Source organism: Streptomyces griseomycini (assembly GCF_014203535.1).
Lineage (GTDB): Bacteria > Actinomycetota > Actinomycetes > Streptomycetales > Streptomycetaceae > Streptomyces > Streptomyces griseomycini.
The window spans coordinates 1-19,794 of sequence record NZ_JACHJI010000022.1 but is presented as its reverse complement, the minus strand read 5'-3'; the positions used below and the strand labels follow the sequence as shown (position 1 = coordinate 19,794).

Below are 19,794 nucleotides of genomic sequence, written 5' to 3'. Positions count from 1 at the left end.
GACAAACGGTGCCGCCCTGCTTGCGCGCACTTCGGGGGGTATGTACGACCAGACCGCCTCGATCCGGCCGGAGAACGCCCGGGGGCCGGAGCGGTCGGCGGTGACGCGCGAGCCGGGCCCGGGGGGCCCGGCTCGCGCGTCGACGTGTCACGGGGCCGACGGTTCAAGCGGGTGCGCAGCCGTCGGGCAGGATCAGCGCCGAGTCCGCGTGGAGCGTGATGCGCACCGGCGTGAAGACGGTGGCGTCGACCGGCGACTCCCCCGTACCGGGGTTGCGGGCGTAGCGCGGGTGGGCGCCCCCGCTGACCTGCCAGCGGAGGCGGTGGCCGGCGGCGAAGCGGTGGGCCGCGGGGCTCATCGGCACGCTGATGCGCGAGGGCGCCCGCTCGCCCGTGCCGAGGCGGCCCAGCCCGTCGCAGACGTTGACGGAGCGGCCGGTCGTGTCCACGTCGCACAGGCGGACGAAGAGGTCGGCGTGGCCGGTGTCCGCGGAGACGGCCAGCCGCGCCGAGACCGGGCCGACGACGTCCACGGGCTCGGTCAACGGGAGTCCGGTGAACGTCAGGACGTCGTCCCGGGCCTCCAGGGTGCCGTTGTCGCGCGGACCGGCGGTACGGGAGAGCAACGGGCCGCCGAGGGAGGGGGTGGGGTCGGCCGGGTCGTAGCGGAACGACGTCAGGGGCGCGGAGTCCGTGGGGGCCTGCCGGGTGAGGTGCCCGTCCGGGGTGGGGAACCACGCGGTGCCGGACGCGGCCGGCGGCCAGTCGTCGAGGTCCCGCCAGGCGTCCTCGCCGCCGACGTGCACGCGCACCCGGGTGGGGCGCAGGCCGGAGGGATCGGCGCACAGGTGGGCGCGCAGCCAGGCGAGGCTCTCGGCGAACACCTCGGGCCACCCCTGCTGCAGCGCCGAGGTGTGGGTCCAGGGGCCGACGAGCAGGGCGGTGTCGCATCCGGCCCCGCGGAGGCGCTCGTACTGCTCGAAGGTCTGGTCGACCAGGACGTCGTGCCATCCGGTGATCAGGCCGGTCGGGACGGTCGACCGCTCCGCCGCCCGCGCCAGCGACGCCCCCCGCCAGTAGCCGTCCTCGGGGTCCGGGTGGGTCATCACGTCGTCCAGCCAGGGCACTTCGCCCCCGAGGGCGGACGCGTACGCACCGCGCAGCGGCTGCGCCGCGGTGACCCCGCGCAGGCGGCGCTGCAGGCGCAGCGTGGCCTTCAGGAACGGCACCGCCCCCCGGTGCTGGTGCGTCATGCCCGAGCCCACGGCGAGGGCGTTCTCCAGGCGGAGGGCGCCCCGCGCGTGGAACAGGGCGTAGGGGTCGTGCAGCCCCACCTGCACCACCATCGCCTTCAGCTCGGGCGGCGGGTCCAGGGCGAGGGCCCACTGCACGTAGCCCAGGTAGCTGGGGCCGACCGTGCCCAGCGTTCCGTCGAACCAGGGCTGCCGCCGGAGCCAGGCGACCGTGGCCCGGCCGTCGGCGGGCTCGTTGCGCCACAGGTCGAACTCGCCGCCCGATCCGCCCGTGCCGCGGCAGCTCTGCAGGACGACGTGGAAGCCCTGTTCGGCGAAGAGCACGCCGTACTGCGGGGACCACGGCAGGCCCCGGCCGTAGGGCGAGCGGACCAGCAGGGTGGGGAAGTCGCCCCGGTCGCGCGGGAAGTAGTGGTCGGTGATCAGCGGGCTGCCGTCGGCGGCCGGGACCACCAGCCCCGGCTCCCACCCGACGTCGTGCCGCTTGGCCGGCAGGCCGCGCCAGGTCGCCCGCATCATCCGTGCGGCCAGCGGCGGCTTCCCGGACGGCGGTGTCCAGGTCGGGGCCGGTGCGGGGTCGTGCGTGCGTGACGCCATCGTTCGTTCCCTTCCTCTTTTTCGTACGTCGTACGAGAATAGAGGATGGTTGGATGACGCCGAGGGGCACCACCGTGTGCGTGGACGTGTGGACGCACGGAGAGGAGCACGACGACCGTGACCGGTGACGGAGGGTCCGGCGCCGCGGGCGTCGACCCGCAGTTGCTCTGGCTGGACCGCCCCCGGCCCCGCAGGGGCCGCCGGCCCGCCTACAGCCGGGAGGCGATCACGGCGGCGGCCGTCGCCCTGGCGGACGCGGAGGGGCTGGACGCGGTCACCATGCGGCGGGTCGCGGCAGAGGTCGGGGCCGGCGTCATGTCGCTCTACAGCTACGCCCCCGACAAGGAGACGCTGCTGGAGTTGATGGTCGACCACGTCAGCGGCGAACTGTCGCCCGTGGACCCGCCCACCGGCGACTGGCGCGCCGACCTGAAGGCCGTCGCCCACCTCCAGCGCTCCCACATGCTGCGCCACCCCTGGCTGCCGGCGGCCCTGGCCACCCGCCGCACCCCCGGCCCCAACACGCTGGCCTTCCTGGAACACGCGCTCGCCGTCCTGCGACCCACCGGACTGGACGGCGGGACGAAGCTGGAGATCTTCGCCCAGCTCACCTCGTTCGTGGCCGGGCACGTCGCCCACGAGATCGCGCAGGCGGCGGCCTCGCGGTCCGCCGACCGGGCCGCGGCCGAGGCCCGCTACCTCGCCGCCGTCGCCGCGGACGGCCACCACCCCGAACTCGCCGAGGCCCTCGCCTCACCGGGGCGGCCCCTCACCCCCGACGCGACCTTCGCCCGGTTCCTCAACCGCCTGGTCGACGGCCTCGACACCGCCTGACCCGCGCACCGGCCCAGGCGGGCTCCGCCGTGCGGTGGACGACCGTGACGAGGAGGTCGGGACCGGGGTCTCCAGCTCGTCGACCACGGCGACGGCGAGGTCCCCGGTGCCGGTCCAGGACCGCCCGTCGGCGCCGGCGAACAGGGTGCCGACTCACCGGCGATTCCGAACCGGCGCCGGTCCCGGTGGTCGACGGGCCGCGTCGCGCCGAGCGCCTGACGTGAAGCCGGTCCGCCTCCGGTCCGGCGAGCCGGGCGATGCTCGACGGCCTCGGGGTGCGGGGGTGTCCGGGGACCGGACCGGCCCTCTCTGGTTCGACATGTGTCAACATAGACACATGTCGAACGCGAAGGTGCTGCCGCTGGTCGACCCCGAGGGGACCGGGACCGCGGCGCCGTGCTGCCCGCCGCTCACCGAGCGCCCGTTCACCGCCGACGAGGCCGAGACGGCCGCGCGGATGTTCAAGGCGCTCGGCGACCCGGTGCGCCTGCGGCTGTTCTCCGCCGTCGCCTCGCACGAGGGCGGCGAGGCGTGCGTGTGCGACATCTCCGACGTCGGCGTCTCCCAGCCGACCGTCTCGCACCACCTGAAGAAGCTCAAGGAGGCCGGCCTGCTCACCTCCGAGCGGCGCGGCACCTGGGTCTACTACCGGGTCGAGCCCTCCGTCCTCGCGGCGATGGGCAGGCTGCTGTCCGGCGGCCGATCGGCCGGTCAGTAGCCGAACACCTGGGTCCAGGTCCAGTCGCTCGTGACCACGCCGACGCCCAGTGTCCTGAGCGAGCAGTTGAGGATGTTCGCGCGGTGGCCCGGGGAGTCCATCCAGGCCTGCATGACGCTCGCGGCGGAGTTCTGGCCCCGGGCGATGTTCTCGGCGCCCGGGCTCGGGTGGCCCTGGTCCTTGGCCCGGTCGGCGAAGCTGCTGCCGTTCTTGCCGGTGTGGGAGAAGTAGTCGTTGGCGGACATGTCCTCGCTGTGCAGCTGGGCCGCCCTGGCCAGGCGGTCGTCGAGCGTCACGGGACCGCAACCAGCCTTGGAGCGCTCCGAGTTGGTGATGCTCAGGACCTGGGCGGCGGGGCCCCCGGCCGCGGGGGCGGCGGGCGTGGACGGCCGGGCCGCCTCCGGCCGGGCCGGTGCCTTCGCGGGTGCCGTGGTGCGGGCGGGGGAGGACTTCGCCGCGGACTTGTCCGGGCTCGGCGTGACCGAGGGCTTCGGCTTGCGGGACGCGTCGGCCGAGGCGGAGGCCGACGGCGAGGACGCGGGGGAGGAGGAGGCGGACGGACTCGGCGCCGCGGGCGTGGGCGCGGCGGACTCCGGACCGCCCGCGGACGCCGGCCGCACCGTCTCCCCCTCGCCGTCCGGCGTCAGGACGGCCATCCCGGCTATCGTGCCGCCGGTGACCAGCAGCGCCGCGGCCACGGCCGCGACGGTCCTGCCCCGCCGCTTCCGCTCGCGGCCCCGTGCGCGACGGCTCGTACGGGGGCCCACCACCGCCACCGGCCCGTGGGGCGCGGCGGGGGAACCGGCGGGCTCCGGTCCCGTGTCCCCGGCCGCCGTGTCCCCGGCCGCCGCGTGCCCGGCCGCCGTGTCCCCGGGCACCACCCCCGGTCCCTCCGCCGCGTTCCCGGCGAAGGACAGCGGCGTCGCGTCCGCCGTTCCGGCGCCGAGGCCGGTGAGCAGGCCGGCCGCCACCGGCACCAGGCCCAACCCGACCAGCAGGCCCTCCGCCGGCACCAGTCCCGCCTGGAGGCCCGCGCAGACCGTGCAGTCCCGGGCGTGGCGCGCGATGCGCTTGCGCCACAGGGCCGAGGGAACGGCGTCCCAGGTCGCGACCACGTCGTCCAGCAGCACGCAGCGCGGCTGCGCGGACAGCGCCCGCACCACCAGCCGGGCCGTCTCCAGCTGCGCCTTCATCCGCTGCACGCGCACCGCCGTGTGCTGCGGCGACAGCTCCAGCGCGGCCGCCACCTCCGCCCGCGTCAGCTCGCCCGCCGCCTCCAGCCACCACAGCGACAGCAGCGCCTGGTCGTCGGGGTCCAGCCAGCGGGTGGCCTCGGCGACCTCGCGCCGCTGGCCCTCCAGCCCGAGCCGCACGATCGTCAGGTCCACGAAGTCGGCGCCCGGGTCGGCGACGTCGTACGCGTCGTGCAGACCCGAACTGGCCCGGTCCGTACGGCGGTCGCGCCAGTGGCGGCGTATCTGGTTCATGGTGACGGCCACCAGCCAGGACCGGAAGGAGGCGGGGTCGTTCAACGAACCGAGCGCGCCGAGGACGCGGAGCATGGTCTCCTGCACCACGTCGTCGACGTCGGGGTGCCCGTTCAGGGCCCGGCCCACGATGTTGTAGACCAACGGGAGGCAGTCGGCGACGAGTTCGTCCTGGGCCCGCACGTCGCCACGCCGTGCCGCCTCGACCGTCTCCCTGCCGGGTCCGCTGCTCGCTGCCACGCTCGTCCACGCTCCTTCTCGTTCCTGGACCGTCCTGCCCTGTCACAAGAGGAGAGCCGCCGCGCAGGGCCGGATAACACAAAAGCCCTCGACGATGTGTCCGCGCCGGGCAGCGCGGTGAACCCCGGTCCGCCCCGCGGGGGTTCACGGACGCGGAAGACCGACCGGAGCCGCTCCCCCGTGTCGCGCGGACCCGCGCGCGTACGCGCGTTCGACCGCCACGGGGTGAGTTTCGCACGGGGTCCGTGCGCGGCGGACGGGCGGCGCACCGTCTCACCCGGTCACCCGGTCACCCGGTCCCCACCGTCCGCAGCACCGTGAGCACCAGCGTCCGTGCCGCCGCCGCCACCTCCCGCAGCGACACGTGCTCCCGCTCGCTGTGCGCCACCGCGATGTCCCCCGGGCCGTACTGCAGCGTCGGTATCCCGGCGCCGGTGTAGAGCCGCAGGTCGCTGCCGTACGTCGCCCCGCGCCGCCGCGGCCGCGGGCCGCCCGTCGCGTCGGCGTGCGCGGACCCGACCACGTCCGCGAGGGCGTGCCCCTCGGGCAGCCGGCCGCTCGCGAACTGCCCGCCCGGCCAGCTCACGGTGGCCGGGTGGTCCCGCAGCCAGGGGTCGGCGGCACAGGCCTCGGCCACGCACCGCTCCAGCTCGGCGCGCGCGGCGGCCGGGTCCTCGCCGAGCCGTACGCCGAGCCGGCCCTCGGCGACCAGCAGGTCGGGCACGCTGCTCGCCCAGTCCCCGGCGCGCACCGTGCCCACCGACAGGCCGTACGGGATCGGGTACTCGGCCAGCAGCGGCGACGGGTCGCGGTTGCGCTCGGTCTCCAGGGCGGCCAGCGCCCGGTGCAGGGGCAGGTAGGCGTCGACCGCGCTCACCCCCAGCTCCCGCGAACTGCCGTGCGCCGCCTTGCCGGGCACGGTGATGCGGAACGTCAGTGCGCCCGCGTTGGCGGTGATCAGCGTGGCGGCGGTGGGCTCGGCGATGACGCAGGCGTCGCCGCGGTGACCGCGCTGCAGGGTGCCGAACGCGCCGAGGCCGCCGTCCTCCTCGCCGACGACGCAGTGCACGGCCACCCGGCCGCGCAGCCGTACGCCGGCCGCCCGTATCGCGGCGAGCGCGGCGAGGTGCGCCGCGAGACCGGCCTTCATGTCGCAGGCCCCGCGCCCGTGCACGAGGTCCCCGGTCACCCGGGGCGTGAACGGGTCGCCGTCCCAGGCCGCGGGGTCCCCGGGCGGTACGACGTCGACGTGGCCCTGGAGGATCAGGGTCGGCCCGTCGCCGCCGTCGGGGGTGGTGCCGACCAGGCCCCACGCCTCCTCGCGGGGCGCCTCCGTGCCCGGGAAGTCCGGGTGGGCGCGCAGCGCGGGCAGGTCCATCGGCCACAGGTCGGTCTCCAGGCCGAGCCGCTCCAGTCGCCCGGCCAGCAGGTGCTGGAGCTCCGACTCGGCGGCGCTCCCGGTCACGCTCGGCACCGCGATCAGTTCCCGCAGGGTCCGTCCCAGAGCCGCCTCGTCGATCGCCGCCAGCGCGGCGCCCTCCTCGTCGGTCAGCACGCTGCCGCCCCTCCCCTCGTCTCGTCCCACGGGACGGCGACGTACGCGGCCCCGCACGCATACCTGCGCTTCCCGGCCCGCCCGTACGCCTCGATCGCGGCGGCGTTCCCGGCGCCGACCGTCGGCACGGCACGCCCGCGGTCCCGAGCCGACGCGCCGACGGCGGCCCGGGAGACGGCCGGACCCGAGCCGCGGCCCCGACCACGCGTCCGCCGCCACCACGAGCGGCGGACCGCCTCCCGCGCCGCCCCGGGACGGCCCCTCGAGCCGCCCCGGGCCGTCCTCCGGGACGGTCCTCCCCCTCAGCGGCGTACGCCGGACCCGTTCCCCACCGCACGGCGCGTCGACCAGTCCCGCCGCCCTCGAGGGCCGGTACGCCGGCCGGCCTCCCGCAACGCGTCCCGTACCGGAGCACGAAGGGACGGCCCGGGGCTCACGGCCGCCGTGACCGGACCCCGCCGGAGGACCCGCGCCACAAGGTCCGCGCCGGAAGGTCCCGTGCGCCGGGCCCGGGCGTCCGCAGGGCCCCGGTCGGGCGGCCCGGGCCGGATGCGCCGCACCCGGCGGGAGCAACAGCGGCCGGTGCCGTCAGCGCGTCCCGTCCCCGTCCGACCGCTGCGCGGCGCCGCCGCCCACCGTGAACCCGATCACCGTCCCGCCGCCCTCCCGCCGGAAGGCGTACGGTGCTCCGCCGTGCGCGAGGGCCACCTCGCGGACGATGGACAGGCCGAGCCCGGAGCCGGGGAGGGAACGGGCGTCGGCGGCGCGGTAGAAGCGGTCGAAGACCCGGACCAGGTCGTCGTCGGCGATCCCGGGCCCCCGGTCGCGCACCTCCACCCGCACCGTGCCCGGCCGGGCGGGGCCGGCGACGCAGATCTCCACGGGCGCCCCGCCGTCCCGGTCGAACTTGACGGCGTTCTCGACCAGGTTGGACAGCGCCCGCGTGAGCATCCCGGGCCGCCCGTCGGTCGTGGTGTCGCCGCTCGCCCGGACCGTGATCTCCCGCCCGCTGCGGCGCCGGGCCAGTCCCGCCACGTCCTCGGCGACGTCGGCGAGGTCGACCCGCTGCGGCGGCTCGGTGTCGGACTGGCCGGCCGCGAGGTCGACGAGCTCGTTGACCAGGTCGGTCAGCTCGCGGGCCTCCTGGGTGAGATCGGCGACGAGTTCCTCACGGGTGCCGGGCGGCAGTTCGTCGATGCGGCGCAGCAGGGAGATGTTGGTGCGCAGCGAGGTGAGCGGGGTGCGCAGCTCGTGCCCGGCGTCCTGCACCAGGCGGCGCTGGTCCTCCTCGGACTGGGCGAGCCGGCCCAGCATCCGGTCGAAGGCCCGGCCGAGGCGGCCCACCTCGTCGTAGCCGGCGACGGGCACCTGGATGCCGAGCCGGCGGGTGCGGGCGACGTTCTCGGCGGCGGCGGTGAGGACGACGAGCCGTCGGGTGATGCGCCGGGCCAGCCACCAGCCGAACAGCCCGGCGGCGACCACCACCGCCGTCATCAGGACCAGCGTGCGCCGCTGGAGGGCCCGCAGCAGGTCCTCGGTGTCGCTGAACTCCTGCGCGACCTGCACCGCGCCCCGGCCGCCGCCCAGCGAGACGGTCGCGACGCGGTAGACGTCGTCGCCGACGTCGACGCCCCCGTGCACGACCACCTCCCCGGCGGCGGCGGCGCCCGCGATCCGGCGGTCGGCGGCGACCACCGGCAGCCCCGGACTGCCCGGGTCGAAGACGCTGCCGTCCGGCCCGAGCACCTGGACGTCGGTCCGGGCGGGCCGCACCAGGTCGTGGCCGGGGGCGGTGGAGGAGAAGTCGACCGGTGTCATCAGGTTCTCCCGCACCTCGCCGCGCAGGTCCTGGACGACCTCGTCGAACACGGACTGCTGGTCCACCCGCACCAGCCGGGCGGCCGCGTTGTAGGACAGGAAGCCGACCAGGAGGGTCACCGTGGCGGTGATCGTCGCGAACGCCACCGCGAAGGTGGTGCCCAGCGACAGCAGCCGCAGCCCCCGCCGCACGGCCGGCGGCCGGTACGCGCGGCCCGGAGCGCCGGGGGCGTCGGGCGCGCCCGGGGACACGTCAGTCCTCCCGCAGCACGTAACCCACCCCGCGCACCGTGTGGATCAGCTGCGGCGCGCCGGGCTCGTCGAGCTTGCGGCGCAGGTAGCCGACGTAGACGGCGAGGTTCTTGGAGCCGGGGCCGAAGTCGTAGCCCCAGATGCGGTCGTAGATGGTGGAGTGGTCCAGGACGACGCCCGCGTTGCCGACCAGCGGCTCCAGCAGTTCGAACTCGGTGCGGGTCAGCTCCAGCTCCCGCCCGCCCCGCCAGGCCCGGCGGGCCTGCGGGTCCATGCGCACCCCGGCCGCCTCGACGAACCGCCCGGAGGCCTGCGGCTTCGGCGGCTCGGCGGCGGGAGCCTCGCCGTTCTCCGGCTCGGGCCACGGGTCGGGCCGGGTCCGGCGCAGCAGGGCGCGCAGCCGGGCGAAGACCTCCTCGACGTCGAACGGCTTGACGACGTAGTCGTCGGCGCCCGCGTCCAGTCCCGCGATCCGGTCGGCGGTCTCCACCAGCGCCGTCAGCATCAGCACGGGCGTGCGGTCGCCCTCGGCGCGCAGCACCCGGCACACCTGGAGTCCGTCGATGCCGGGCATCATCACGTCCAGCACCAGCACGTCGGGCCGGCTGCGGTGGACCTGCGCGAGGGCCTCGACGCCGTCGGCGACCGCCGTGACCCGGTAGCCCTCCAGGGTCAGGGCGCGCTCCAGGGCGTTGCGGATGGCGCGGTCGTCTTCGGCGAGCAGAACGGTGTGCGGCACGGGCCCAGTGTGCCAACCGTCGCGGCCCACCGGCCCCGGTGGGCGGCACCGGGGCCCGCTTCTTACTGCGCCCTCACCCGGTGGGCCGCAGCGCGGCGAGCCGCTCCTCGAACGGCGTGACCTCCTCGAAGGAGTCGCGCTTGGGCAGGGGACGGGCGGTGGACAGCCCCGCCATCAGCGCGGCCAGTTCCCCGGCCGCCCGTGTGACGCGTCCGTCCAGGCCCTCGGCGCCCCAGTCCTCGGAGGCGGCGTAGACGCCGGTGGGGACGACGACGGCCTTGAGGTGGGCGAAGAGCGGGCGCAGGGCGTGGTCGAGGACGAGGGAGTGCCGGGCGGTGCCGCCGGTCGCGGCGATCAGCACCGGCTTCCCTGCCAGGGCCTCCTCGTCGGTGACGCTCAGCGCGTCGAAGAACGACTTGAACAGGCCGCTGTAGGACGCCGAGAACACCGGCGTGACCACGATCAGACCGTCGGCCTCCGCCACCGCGTCGAACGCGTCGGCCAGCGCCCGGCCCGGGAACCCGTTGGTGAAGGTGTGCGCGATCTCCACGGCGAGGTCGCGCAGCTCGATCACCCGGACGTCGGCCGGGGCGGGGTCGGGGGCGGTGGCGGCCGGGGCGGCGACCGCGGCCAGACGGTCGCCGAGCAGCCGGGTGGACGACGGCACGCTCAGTCCGGCGGACACGACGACGAGCCTCATGCCCGTGCCCCTTCCTTGTCCTCGGCGCCCTTGGCGCCCTTGGCGCCGGCCAGCAGCGAGCTGTGGGTGGGCGCGTCCGGCACGTCCGCCGGGCGGCCCTTGGCGAACTCCTCGCGCAGCACCGGCACGACCTCCTCGCCGAGCAGGTCGAGCTGCTCCAGCACGGTCTTCAGCGGCAGCCCGGCGTGGTCCATCAGGAACAGCTGGCGCTGGTAGTCGCCGGCGTACTCGCGGAACGACAGCGTCTTCTCGATCACCTGCTGCGGGGAGCCCACGGTCAGCGGGGTCTGCGCGGTGAACTCCTCCAGCGACGGCCCGTGCCCGTAGACCGGCGCGACGTCGAAGTACGGCCGGAACTCGCGCACCGCGTCCTGGGAGTTCCTCCGCATGAACACCTGCCCGCCCAGGCCGACGATCGCCTGCTCGGGCGTGCCGTGCCCGTAGTGGGCGTACCGGGTCCGGTACAGCTCGACCATCCGCCTGGTGTGGTCGGCCGGCCAGAAGATGTTGTTGTGGAAGAAGCCGTCGCCGTAGTACGCGGCCTGCTCGGCGATCTCCGGCGAGCGGATCGAGCCGTGCCAGACGAACGGCGGCACGCCGTCCAGCGGGCGGGGCGTGGAGGTGAAGCCCTGCAGCGGGGTGCGGAACTTCCCCTCCCAGTCGACCACGTCCTCGCGCCACAGCCGGTGCAGCAGGGCGTAGTTCTCGACCGCCAGGTTGATGCCCTGCCGGATGTCCTGCCCGAACCAGGGGTAGACCGGCCCGGTGTTGCCGCGGCCCATCATCAGGTCCACCCGGCCGTCGGCCAGGTGCTGGAGCATCGCGAAGTCCTCGGCGATCTTCACCGGGTCGTTCGTGGTGATCAGGGTGGTGGAGGTGGACAGCACCAGCCGTTCGGTGCGGGCCGCGACGTAGCCGAGCATGGTGGTCGGCGAGGACGGCACGAACGGCGGGTTGTGGTGCTCACCGGTCGCGAACACGTCCAGGCCCACCTCCTCCGCCTTCAGCGCGATGGCGACCATGGCCTTGATCCGCTCGCGCTCGGTCGGCGTGCGCCCCGTGGTCGGGTCGGGCGTGACGTCCCCGACACTGAAGATCCCGAACTGCATGGTCGCTCACCCTCCAGGTTGTTGACCGTTCAACTATACCCCTGAACGACCACCCCGCACCGCCTATTCCCCCGTCCCCGCCCTCCCCGGCCGGAGGGCTACGGCACCAGCACCAGCCGCCCCCGCACCCCGCCCTCCGCGAGCCGGGCGTGGGCCTTGCCCGCGTCGTCCAGGGCGTACGTCCCGGCGACCCGGAGGGTCAGCACCCCCTCGTCCACCAGCCGGACCAGCTCCGCCAGGCGGGCCCCGTCGGTGGCCACCTCGACGGCGGCCACCCGCACCCCGCGCTCCGCCGTCGGGGCCGCCTGCGGGATGACGCCGGCGTAGGCGCCCCCGTCCCGCACCCACGCCAGGGCCCGCTCGCCCAGGACCGCCGCGTCCAGTACGGCGTCGAAGCCCTTCGCCTCCACGGCACCCGCCGAGAAGTGCGCGGCGCCGAGGGAGCGCACGAGCTCCTCGTCGCCCTCCCGGGCGAGGCCGGTGACGGCCACGCCCCGGTGGGCGGCGAGCTGGACGGCGTATCCGCCGACCGCGCCCGCCGCGCCCGTCACCAGCAGCGACCCGCCCGGGGGCACCTCCAGCAGGTCCAGGGCCTGGGCGGCCGTCAGCGCGTTCAGGGGAAGCGTCGCCGCGTGCTCCGCGCCGGCCGTCCGCGGCGCACGCGCCACCGCGCCGGCGGGGACGACGACGTACTCGGCGTGCGCGCCCAGCGGCTTGACCATGCCGTGGTCGAGCGCCACCACCTCGTCGCCGACGCTCCACGCGGTCGCCGCCCCGGTCGCGTCGACCGTCCCCGCGACGTCCCAGCCGAGCCCGATCGGCTCGCCCGCACCACCGAAGACGCCCTCCCGCACCCCCGCGTCCACCGGGTTCAGCGCCGCCGCCGCGACCTTGATCCGCACCTGCCGCGCCCCCGGCTCCGGCACCTCCGCTTCCACGACCCGCACGGCCTCGGGCCCACCGAACGACGTCACCACTGCAGCACGCATGACGGAAACTCCCTGGTTGTGGCTGTTCACCGCGGTGTCCCCGCGACTGACGGCAACCCTAGGAAGAGCTACTATCCAGAAGGAAGTAGTTACCTGAGAGTGCGTACGTCTCCCGGAGGTGAGCCATGGCGACCATGACGGCGGCCCAGCGGCGCGAACAGGCGCGCTTCGCGTACGACGCGTTCCTCAAGGAATGCCCCACCAACCAGCTCCTGGACCGCATCAGCGACAAGTGGGTCAGCCTGGTCGTCAGCGCCCTCGCCGCCGGCCCCATGCGCTACAGCGACCTCGGCCGGAAGATCGCCGGCGTCAGCCCCAAGATGCTGACGCAGACGCTGCGTTCACTGGAGCGCGACGGCATCCTCACCCGCACCGTGACCCCGTCCGTCCCCGTCCGCGTCGACTACGCGCTCACCCCGCTCGGCCACAGCCTGAGCCTGCTCCTGACCGCCGTGAAGGACTGGGCGGAGACCCACTTCGACGAGGTGCACCGCGCGCGGGAACGCCACGACGCGGAGGCGGGCGAGACCTCTCGGGCCTCCTAGGGTCTCGCGTTTGGATCAGGCCGGATCAGGCACCGGACCCCGCGAGCCCGGCATGATCCGAACGAGAGGCCCTAGGCCTCCCGGACCTCCCCCGCCCGCAGGCGCTCGGCCTGCTGCGCGCCGAAGTCCGTCGCACGCCTCAGGTGGTCGATGAACAGCGCGAGTTCGGAGTCGTCCAGGTCGTCGAAGAGCGCGGTCCAGCCGCCGCCGAGGCGGTCCCACACCCGGCCGAACTCGGCGGCCCTCTCCGGCACCGTCGCCACCAGCACCCGCCGCCGGTCGCCCTCGTCCCGCTCCCGGACCACGTACCCCGCCCGCTCCAGCCGGTCCACCAGCCGCGTCGCCGACCCGGTCGTCAGCCCCGTCAGCTCCGCGATCCGGCCGGTCGTCACCGGTCCGCCCTCCAGCGTCAGCAGGTTCAGGCACTGCAGATCGGTGGGGTGCAGGCCCAGGTGATCGGCGAGGGCCTGGCTGAACAGGGCGTAGGAGGCCATGTGGCGCCGGGACACCACGGCCAGCTCCGCCGTCAGCTCCGACCGCGTGTTCTCCGGCATCGCGCTCCTCTTCCGTCCGCGCCGCGCGGAGACCGCGGGCCCCCGTGCGGGATGTATCCCACGTACGGCCCGTGTCATGCGCCGTCCGCCAGGTGACGCGGGGACCGGGGGCTCACCCTGCGCGTGCGAGGCTGCCGCCATGCTGATCCTCCGCTCCGCCGCCCTGTTCGTCCTCGCCGCCCTGCTCGAGATCGGCGGCGCCTGGCTGGTCTGGCAGGGCGTGCGCGAGCACCGCGGCTGGATGTGGGCGGCCGGCGGCGTCCTCGCCCTCGGCGCCTACGGCTTCGTCGCCACCTTCCAGCCCGACGCCCACTTCGGCCGCGTCCTCGCCGCGTACGGCGGCATCTTCGTGGCCGGCTCGATCCTGTGGGGCGTGGTCGCCGACGGCTACCGCCCGGACCGCTGGGACGTCACCGGCGCGCTGGTCTGCCTCGCCGGCATGGCCGTGATCATGTGGGCGCCGCGCAACGGCTGACGGCCGGCCACGGCTCGGGGCGACGGTTCAGGACGACGGCTCCGGCAGCAGTCCCAGCTGCTCGAGGAAGGTCCACTGGTCGAAGTACAACCGGTAGTCGATGATCCGGCCGTCCGCGACCGTGGCGATGTCCACCCCGCGGATCCTGACCGCCTTCTGGGTCGCCGGCAGCGTCCGCCCGTCGGGCGCCTGGACCGGCCCGGTGTTCCGGCCGCTGAAGTAGCCCTCGTCGACGGCGGTGTCGCCGATCTCGTACGCGCTCACCGACTCGAACCGGGCGTCGGGGATCGCCGTCGTGATCTGGCGCCAGTACTCGACGATCTCGTCGCGCCCGTGCAGCTCCCCCGCCTCGGGGGTGAGGGCGACGGCGTCCTCCGCGAACAGCTCGGCGAGGGCCTCCAGGTCCCGGGCCGTGGTGACCGCCTCGGTGAGCCGGTCCATGACCTCGCGCGCCTGTCCCATGATCCACCTCCGGGCCGGAGGACCACCCCCCTCATTGTCCCACCGGCACACCGCGCGCACCGCCCGGACGACCCGCCCGCCTATGCTGACCGGGCACGGCCCCGACCCCACCGGCGCGGCGCCCGCGGGCGCTCCGCCCGCACCGTCCGAGGAGCAGCCCATGGCCACCGCCGCACCGTCCGCCGCGTCCCGCATCGCCGTCGTCACGGGTGCGAGCAGCGGGATCGGCGCCGCCACGGCACGCCGGCTCGCCGAGGCCGGTTACCGCGTCGTCCTCACCGCCCGCCGCAAGGACCGCATCGAGGCGCTCGCCGAGGAGCTCACCGCGGCCGGCCACTCGGCGACGGCGTACCCGCTCGACGTCACCGACCGCGCGGCGGTCGACGAGTTCGCCACCGCGTTCCGGACCGTCGGCGTCCTGGTCAACAACGCCGGCGGCGCGCTCGGCGCCGACCCGGTCGCGACCGGCGACCCGGACGACTGGCGCACGATGTACGAGACGAACGTCATCGGCACCCTCAACCTCACCCAGGCCCTGCTGCCCAAGCTGGAGGCGAGCGGCGACGGCACGGTCGTCGTCGTGTCCTCCACCGCCGGCCACGCCACCTACGAGGGCGGCGCGGGCTACGTCGCCGCCAAGCACGGCGCCCACGTCCTCGCCGAGACGCTGCGCCTGGAGATCGTCGGCCGCCCGGTGCGCGTCGTCGAGATCGCGCCCGGCATGGTCAGGACGGACGAGTTCGCCCTCACCCGCTTCGGCGGCGACGTGGAGAAGGCCGCCAAGGTGTACGAGGGCGTCGCCGAGCCCCTGACCGCCGACGACGTCGCCGACACGATCACCTGGGCGGTGACCCGCCCGAGCCACGTCAACATCGACCTGCTCGTCGTCCGCCCCCGCGCCCAGGCGTCGAACACGAAGGTCCACCGGGAGCCGCGGTGACGGGCCGTGAGAGGCGGCGCCCGTCCCCGGAGAAGAAGCGCGAACGCTACGTCTGGTACCGCCTGGGCTACTCCCTCCTCGGCATCCACATCGTGGCGTTCGCGATGATCTGCGCCGTGCGGCACGCGAAGTAGGCGGAGAACCGCAGGACCGCGCCCGCGCGGTCACCCAGGGTGGCCGCGCGTGGACAGACGCATACCCTTCGACGCCCCGCACGACTTCCGCGACCTGGGCGGCCGGCCGACGGCGGACGGCCGCCGCGTCCGCCCCGGCCTCCTCCACCGCTCCGACTCCCTGGGCAAGCTGAGCACGGACACGGCGGACTGGACGCGCTTCCTCTCCCCCGGCATCCGCACGGTCGTCGACCTGCGCCACCCGTGGGAGACCGGGGCCCGGGGCCCCGTCCCGGAGCACCCGTCCTTCGCGTACCACAACCTCAGCAGCGAGCACCGCCCCTACGACCCGGCCGCGTTGGCCGCGGGCGTCGCCCCCGGCCCCTACCTGGCGGAGCGCCACACGGAGATCGCCGAGGACGGCGCGAAGGAGATCGCCGCCGCGCTGCGCCTGGTGGCGGACGCGGCCCGCGCGGCGCCCCCCTGGTCTTCCACTGCGCCTCGGGCAAGGACCGCACGGGCCTGCCGGCCGCCCTGGTCCTGGGCCTGCTGGGCGTCACCCGCGAGACGGTCGTCGAGGACTTCGCCCTCTCCGACCGGGCCGCCCCGGCCCTCCTGGCCGAGTGGACGGCCCGCAGCGACGGCCGCGCCCCGGCCTGGCCGGCCTCCGGCCGTGCCCCGGCGGAGGTGACGGAGCTGTTCCTCACCGCCCTGGCGGCACGCCACGGCTCCCCCGGGGGCGTACGTCGCCCACGTCCTGGGCGCGGACGCGCAGGACGTCCCGGACACCCTGCGGGCCCGTCTGCCGGCCCCGGCGTGACGGGGGCGGGTCCGCGGCGAACCGGCGGATCCGCCCTCCCCGTCAGCCCTTGACGCAGACGACCTGCTTCAGCTTCGCCACGACCTCCACGAGGTCCCGCTGCTGGTCGATGACCTGCTCGATCGGCTTGTACGCACCCGGGATCTCGTCCACGACGCCGGAGTCCTTGCGGCACTCCACGCCCCGCGTCTGCTCCTCCAGGTCCTTCGTCGAGAAGCGCCGCTTCGCCGCGTTGCGGCTCATGCGCCGGCCGGCGCCGTGCGACGCCGAGTTGAAGGACGCGGGGTTCCCGAGGCCCTTGACGATGTACGAACCGGTGCCCATCGACCCCGGGATGATCCCGTACTCGCCGGAACCCGCGCGGATCGCGCCCTTGCGGGTCACGAGCAGGTCCATGCCGTCGTAGCGCTCCTCGGCCACGTAGTTGTGGTGCGCGCTGATCTCCGGCTCGAAGGTCGGCTTCGCCTTCTTGAACTCCTTGCGGATCACGTCCTTCAGGAGCGCCATCATGATCGAGCGGTTGTACTTCGCGTACTCCTGCGCCCAGAAGAGGTCGTTGCGGTACGCGGCCATCTGCGGGGTGTCCGCGACGAAGACGGCGAGGTCGCGGTCGACCAGGTTCTGGTTGTGCGGGAGCTTCTGGGCCACGCCGATGTGGTGCTCGGCGAGTTCCTTGCCGATGTTCCGGGAACCGGAGTGGAGCATGAGCCAGACGGATCCGACCGTATCCGTACAAACTTCAACGAAGTGATTCCCGGATCCGAGCGTCCCCATCTGCTTGGTGGCGCGCTCCTGACGGAACTTCACCGCGTCCGCCACCTCGCCGAACCGCCCCCAGAAGTCGTCCCAGCCGCCGGCCGCGAAGCCGTGCAGCCGCCCCGGGTCGACGGGGTCGTCGTGCATCCCCCGCCCCACCGGGATCGCCTGCTCGATCTTCGACCGCAGCCGCGAGAGATCGCCGGGAAGGTCGTTCGCCGTCAGGGACGTCCGCACCGCCGACATGCCGCAGCCGATGTCGACGCCCACCGCCGCCGGGCACACCGCGCCCCGCATCGCGATGACCGACCCGACCGTCGCACCCTTGCCGTAGTGCACGTCCGGCATCACCGCCAGGCCCTTGATCCACGGCAGGGTGGCCACGTTCCGCAGCTGCTGGAGGGCGCCCTCCTCGACCGTCGCCGGATCCGCCCACATACGGATCGGCACCTTCGCACCCGGCAGCTCCACGTACGACATAACGTCCTCTTTCCCCCGATGAACGAACAGAAGTCCCCAATCGCAAAACCGGCGCCAAGGTCGACGAAAAGGGATGACGGACCGGCGTCCACGGCAGTGCGTGCGATACACATTGTCTGCGGGGGCCGCCCCCCTGCGGCAAGCGAATAACCAGCGGGGACACTGGGGGGACACCAGCGGAGGCACTGGGGGACCCCGTGGGCGACCGGCCCGCACCCACCGTCGAGAGGAGCCCGACCGTGCAGCGGAAGGCGTACGTACCCGGCGTCGCCGCACTCCTGGCGGCCGTGCTGGCCGGCTGCACCGGCGGCTCGGGCGACGGCGGCACGGCGGACGACTCCAACCCGGGGAGCGCGGGCACGGCGACGCAGGCGGCCCAGCCCGGCAAGTACGCCACCCTGCCCGAGCCCTGCGGCGCGGTCGGCGAGCAGGCGCTCGAGGAACTCCTCCCCGGCCTCGAGGAGTTGACCGACGAGACGCAGCGCGAGAAGGCGTACGCGGGTGAGGCGACCCTCACGTACGACACCGACCGCAAGGTGGGCTGCCGTTGGAAGGTGGAGTCGGCGGAGGCGACCGACCACCTGCTGGTCGACTTCGAACGGGTCGTCTCCTACGACAACGCCGTCAGCGACGACAGCCAGGCCGAGCAGCTCTTCGGGAGGAAGCGGGCGGCGGTGCACCTCCCGGCGCCGACGGCCACGGGTTCCGGCTCCGCCGACGCCGGCAGCGGCCCCGCCGCGGGCCCGAGTTCGTCGCCCTCCGCGTCCGGCTCCCCCTCGTCCGGGCCCGCCTCCTCCTCCGCGTCCGGCTCCCCCTCGTCCGGGTCCGCGTCCTCCTCCGCGTCCGGCTCCTCCTCCGCGTCCGTTCCGTCCTCCGTCGACCCCTCGGACCTCCAACCCCGCCTCCTGGAGGACCTCGGCGACGAGGCCTTCCTCGACGACGAGCTGGACAGCTCCGGTTCGACCGCCAAACAGCGCACGGTGACTGTGGTGTTCCGCACGTCCAACGTGATCGTGACCATCGAGTACGCGGAGCAGCCGATGACCGTCGGCGCCGTCCCGGACAGCAAGGAAATGCAGGACAGGGCGCGGAAACTGGCCTCCGCGCTGGCCGATTCACTGGGCGGCTGAGCGTCTTTCACGGCCCCTTCACGCCGACGCGCACAGCACGTGAAGGAAGGCCACACAGGTGGCTCACCGCGTACCGTGACCCCTCGGACCCCGTTCCGACCGCAGGGAACACGAGCGTCATGAGTGAAGGAACCATGCAGCGACGAGCACAGCTAGATCAGCGTGACCAGCGCGACCAGCGAGCGAAGCGCCTCACCCGCGTCCTTGTCCGCGCGGGCGTCGTCCCGGTGATGCTGGTCGCCGCCGGCTGCTCCTCCGACTCCGGCTCCGACGACGGCGGGGACAAGGCGTCGAGCGCTTCGGCGTCGGCGTCCGCGAGTCCGTCCCCGACGGTGCGGGCGGCGGCGTACAAGACGCTCCCCGAGTCGTGCAAGGTGCTGTCGAAGAAGACCCTGGAGGACCTCGTCCCGAAGGCCGAGTCGGGCAAGGAGGGCAAGTCGGACGACGTGTCGACGCGCGCCAGCTGCTCCTGGAGCAGCCTCGACAACAACGGCGTGAAGGGCTCGCAGTTCCGCTGGCTGAACGTGTCGCTGCTGCGCTTCGAGTCGGACGTGACGCGCGGCGCGGGTGACGAACTGGCCAAGGAGTACTACGACAAGCAGGTCCGGGACGCGCAGGCGGTCGAGGGCGCCCAGAAGAGCCGGGCGGAACCGGTCGCCGGGACGGGCGACGAGGCGACGGCCGTGCGGTACGACCTGAAGAAGAAGGAAGGCACCTTCAAGCAGCAGACGGTCGTGGCGCGCGTGGAGAACGTGGTCGTCACCCTCGACTACAACGGTGCCGGCCTCGCCGGTGACAAGACTCCGGACGCCGACGACCTGATGAAGGACGCGAAGAAGGCGGCCGAGGAGGCGGTGGCCGCGGTGACGGGGACGAGCGGCGAGGGCGCCGGGGCCGGCGAACCGAGCGGTTCGGCGTCGAAGCCGGAGTCCGGGTCGGAGTCCGCTCCGGATTCCGACGCGAAGCCCTCCGCCAAGGCGTCGGGCAAGAGCTGATCGAGCACTGAACCGGAACCGGCCACTCGTTCCCCCGCACACGTGTGCCACCCTGTTGCGCGCAACAACACGCACGGGAGGGGAGTAACGGGTGGCCGCGCCACTGCAGCTGACACGGATGCACCGGGTTCTCATCGGCGTGGTCGTCACCGGTGCCGTGATCATCGCCGGGATCGGCTTCGCGGGTTCGTACGCGGCCGTCCGCGAACTGGCACTGAAGAAGGGCTTCGGGGA

General features: G+C 74.4%; 21 protein-coding genes and 1 pseudogene. 11 read left to right on the top strand and 11 right to left on the bottom strand.

Going from position 1 to position 19,794, the window contains the following annotated elements:
- Positions 1 to 163: 163 nt before the first annotated feature.
- Complete coding sequence (locus FHS37_RS35245; protein WP_184828930.1) at positions 164 to 1,768, bottom strand: CocE/NonD family hydrolase; 1,605 nt, start codon at positions 1,766 to 1,768, stop codon at positions 164 to 166.
- A gap of 198 nt (positions 1,769 to 1,966) precedes the next feature.
- Between FHS37_RS35245 and FHS37_RS35240 the strand changes: the two genes are divergently transcribed.
- Positions 1,967 to 2,683 (top strand): TetR/AcrR family transcriptional regulator, encoded by a 717-nt coding sequence (locus FHS37_RS35240; RefSeq protein ID WP_184828843.1) that lies wholly within the window; start codon positions 1,967 to 1,969, stop codon positions 2,681 to 2,683.
- A 337-nt stretch (positions 2,684 to 3,020) separates the two neighbouring features.
- Positions 3,021 to 3,401, top strand: coding sequence for an ArsR/SmtB family transcription factor (locus tag FHS37_RS35235; RefSeq protein ID WP_184828841.1), 381 nt, complete (start codon positions 3,021 to 3,023; stop codon positions 3,399 to 3,401).
- Here the strand turns inward: FHS37_RS35235 and FHS37_RS35230 are convergent.
- The 7 genes from FHS37_RS35230 to FHS37_RS35200 all read right to left on the bottom strand — a co-directional run bounded on the left by FHS37_RS35230 (position 3,395) and on the right by FHS37_RS35200 (position 12,290).
- Positions 3,395 to 5,128: a sigma-70 family RNA polymerase sigma factor gene (locus tag FHS37_RS35230; protein ID WP_184828839.1), complete on the bottom strand. Its 1,734-nt coding sequence runs from the start codon at positions 5,126 to 5,128 to the stop codon at positions 3,395 to 3,397. The genes FHS37_RS35235 and FHS37_RS35230 overlap by 7 nt on opposite strands.
- 289 nt (positions 5,129 to 5,417) lie before the next feature.
- On the bottom strand, positions 5,418 to 6,683 hold the full coding sequence (locus FHS37_RS35225; RefSeq protein WP_184828837.1) for an ArgE/DapE family deacylase: 1,266 nt from the start codon (positions 6,681 to 6,683) through the stop codon (positions 5,418 to 5,420).
- A 588-nt stretch (positions 6,684 to 7,271) separates the two neighbouring features.
- On the bottom strand, positions 7,272 to 8,693 hold the full coding sequence (locus FHS37_RS35220) for a sensor histidine kinase (RefSeq protein ID WP_184828928.1): 1,422 nt from the start codon (positions 8,691 to 8,693) through the stop codon (positions 7,272 to 7,274).
- A 61-nt stretch (positions 8,694 to 8,754) separates the two neighbouring features.
- A complete protein-coding gene (locus FHS37_RS35215) occupies positions 8,755 to 9,492 on the bottom strand; it encodes a response regulator transcription factor (protein ID WP_184828835.1) in 738 nt (245 codons plus the stop codon).
- A 73-nt stretch (positions 9,493 to 9,565) separates the two neighbouring features.
- Entirely contained in the window at positions 9,566 to 10,192 is a 627-nt protein-coding gene (locus FHS37_RS35210; protein ID WP_184828833.1) for an FMN reductase, read from the bottom strand.
- Positions 10,189 to 11,301: an LLM class flavin-dependent oxidoreductase gene (locus FHS37_RS35205; protein WP_184828831.1), complete on the bottom strand. Its 1,113-nt coding sequence runs from the start codon at positions 11,299 to 11,301 to the stop codon at positions 10,189 to 10,191. Before FHS37_RS35205 ends, FHS37_RS35210 begins: the two co-directional genes overlap by 4 nt.
- A gap of 98 nt (positions 11,302 to 11,399) precedes the next feature.
- Positions 11,400 to 12,290: an NADP-dependent oxidoreductase gene (locus tag FHS37_RS35200; protein ID WP_184828829.1), complete on the bottom strand. Its 891-nt coding sequence runs from the start codon at positions 12,288 to 12,290 to the stop codon at positions 11,400 to 11,402.
- Positions 12,291 to 12,415: 125 nt separating this feature from the next.
- On the opposite strand from FHS37_RS35200, the gene FHS37_RS35195 reads away from it, so the two are divergent.
- Entirely contained in the window at positions 12,416 to 12,835 is a 420-nt protein-coding gene (locus FHS37_RS35195) for a winged helix-turn-helix transcriptional regulator (protein ID WP_184828827.1), read from the top strand.
- Between the two features lie 71 nt (positions 12,836 to 12,906).
- Here the strand turns inward: FHS37_RS35195 and FHS37_RS35190 are convergent, their stop codons facing one another.
- Complete coding sequence (locus FHS37_RS35190) at positions 12,907 to 13,389, bottom strand: MarR family winged helix-turn-helix transcriptional regulator (RefSeq protein WP_184828825.1); 483 nt, start codon at positions 13,387 to 13,389, stop codon at positions 12,907 to 12,909.
- 139 nt (positions 13,390 to 13,528) lie between these two features.
- On the opposite strand from FHS37_RS35190, the gene FHS37_RS35185 reads away from it, so the two are divergent.
- Positions 13,529 to 13,864, top strand: a complete 336-nt coding sequence (locus FHS37_RS35185) for a YnfA family protein (protein ID WP_184828824.1) — start codon at positions 13,529 to 13,531, stop codon at positions 13,862 to 13,864.
- Positions 13,865 to 13,891: 27 nt separating this feature from the next.
- On the opposite strand, the gene FHS37_RS35180 is transcribed toward FHS37_RS35185, so the two are convergent.
- The gene (locus tag FHS37_RS35180) at positions 13,892 to 14,326 is read right to left on the bottom strand and encodes an ester cyclase (RefSeq protein ID WP_184828822.1); all 435 of its coding nucleotides are present in this window, start codon (positions 14,324 to 14,326) and stop codon (positions 13,892 to 13,894) included.
- Positions 14,327 to 14,486: 160 nt separating this feature from the next.
- Between FHS37_RS35180 and FHS37_RS35175 the strand changes: the two genes are divergently transcribed.
- The 4 genes and pseudogenes from FHS37_RS35175 to FHS37_RS40670 all read left to right on the top strand — a co-directional run bounded on the left by FHS37_RS35175 (position 14,487) and on the right by FHS37_RS40670 (position 16,252).
- A complete protein-coding gene (locus FHS37_RS35175; RefSeq protein WP_184828820.1) occupies positions 14,487 to 15,266 on the top strand; it encodes an SDR family NAD(P)-dependent oxidoreductase in 780 nt (259 codons plus the stop codon).
- Positions 15,263 to 15,400 carry a hypothetical protein gene (locus FHS37_RS35170; RefSeq protein WP_184828818.1) on the top strand — a complete coding sequence of 46 codons (138 nt, stop codon included), beginning with the start codon at positions 15,263 to 15,265 and terminating at the stop codon, positions 15,398 to 15,400. Before FHS37_RS35175 ends, FHS37_RS35170 begins: the two co-directional genes overlap by 4 nt.
- 49 nt (positions 15,401 to 15,449) lie before the next feature.
- A pseudogene (locus FHS37_RS40675) lies at positions 15,450 to 15,788 on the top strand (tyrosine-protein phosphatase); the annotation flags it as partial.
- A gap of 74 nt (positions 15,789 to 15,862) precedes the next feature.
- Positions 15,863 to 16,252 carry a tyrosine-protein phosphatase gene (locus FHS37_RS40670; protein ID WP_268254603.1) on the top strand — a complete coding sequence of 130 codons (390 nt, stop codon included), beginning with the start codon at positions 15,863 to 15,865 and terminating at the stop codon, positions 16,250 to 16,252.
- On the opposite strand, the gene FHS37_RS35160 is transcribed toward FHS37_RS40670, so the two are convergent.
- A complete protein-coding gene (locus FHS37_RS35160) occupies positions 16,242 to 17,435 on the bottom strand; it encodes an RtcB family protein (protein ID WP_184828816.1) in 1,194 nt (397 codons plus the stop codon). The two genes, FHS37_RS40670 and FHS37_RS35160, sit on opposite strands and share 11 nt — an antisense overlap.
- A 239-nt stretch (positions 17,436 to 17,674) precedes the next feature.
- On the opposite strand from FHS37_RS35160, the gene FHS37_RS35155 reads away from it, so the two are divergent.
- The 3 genes from FHS37_RS35155 to FHS37_RS35145 form a co-directional block, all read left to right on the top strand.
- Entirely contained in the window at positions 17,675 to 18,565 is an 891-nt protein-coding gene (locus tag FHS37_RS35155; RefSeq protein WP_184828814.1) for a DUF3558 domain-containing protein, read from the top strand.
- Between the two features lie 119 nt (positions 18,566 to 18,684).
- Positions 18,685 to 19,560 (top strand): DUF3558 family protein, encoded by an 876-nt coding sequence (locus FHS37_RS35150; RefSeq protein WP_184828812.1) that lies wholly within the window; start codon positions 18,685 to 18,687, stop codon positions 19,558 to 19,560.
- Between the two features lie 91 nt (positions 19,561 to 19,651).
- Positions 19,652 to 19,794, top strand: a 143-nt coding sequence (locus tag FHS37_RS35145; RefSeq protein ID WP_184828810.1) for a DUF2637 domain-containing protein, incomplete at its 3' end; no start/stop codon positions are given.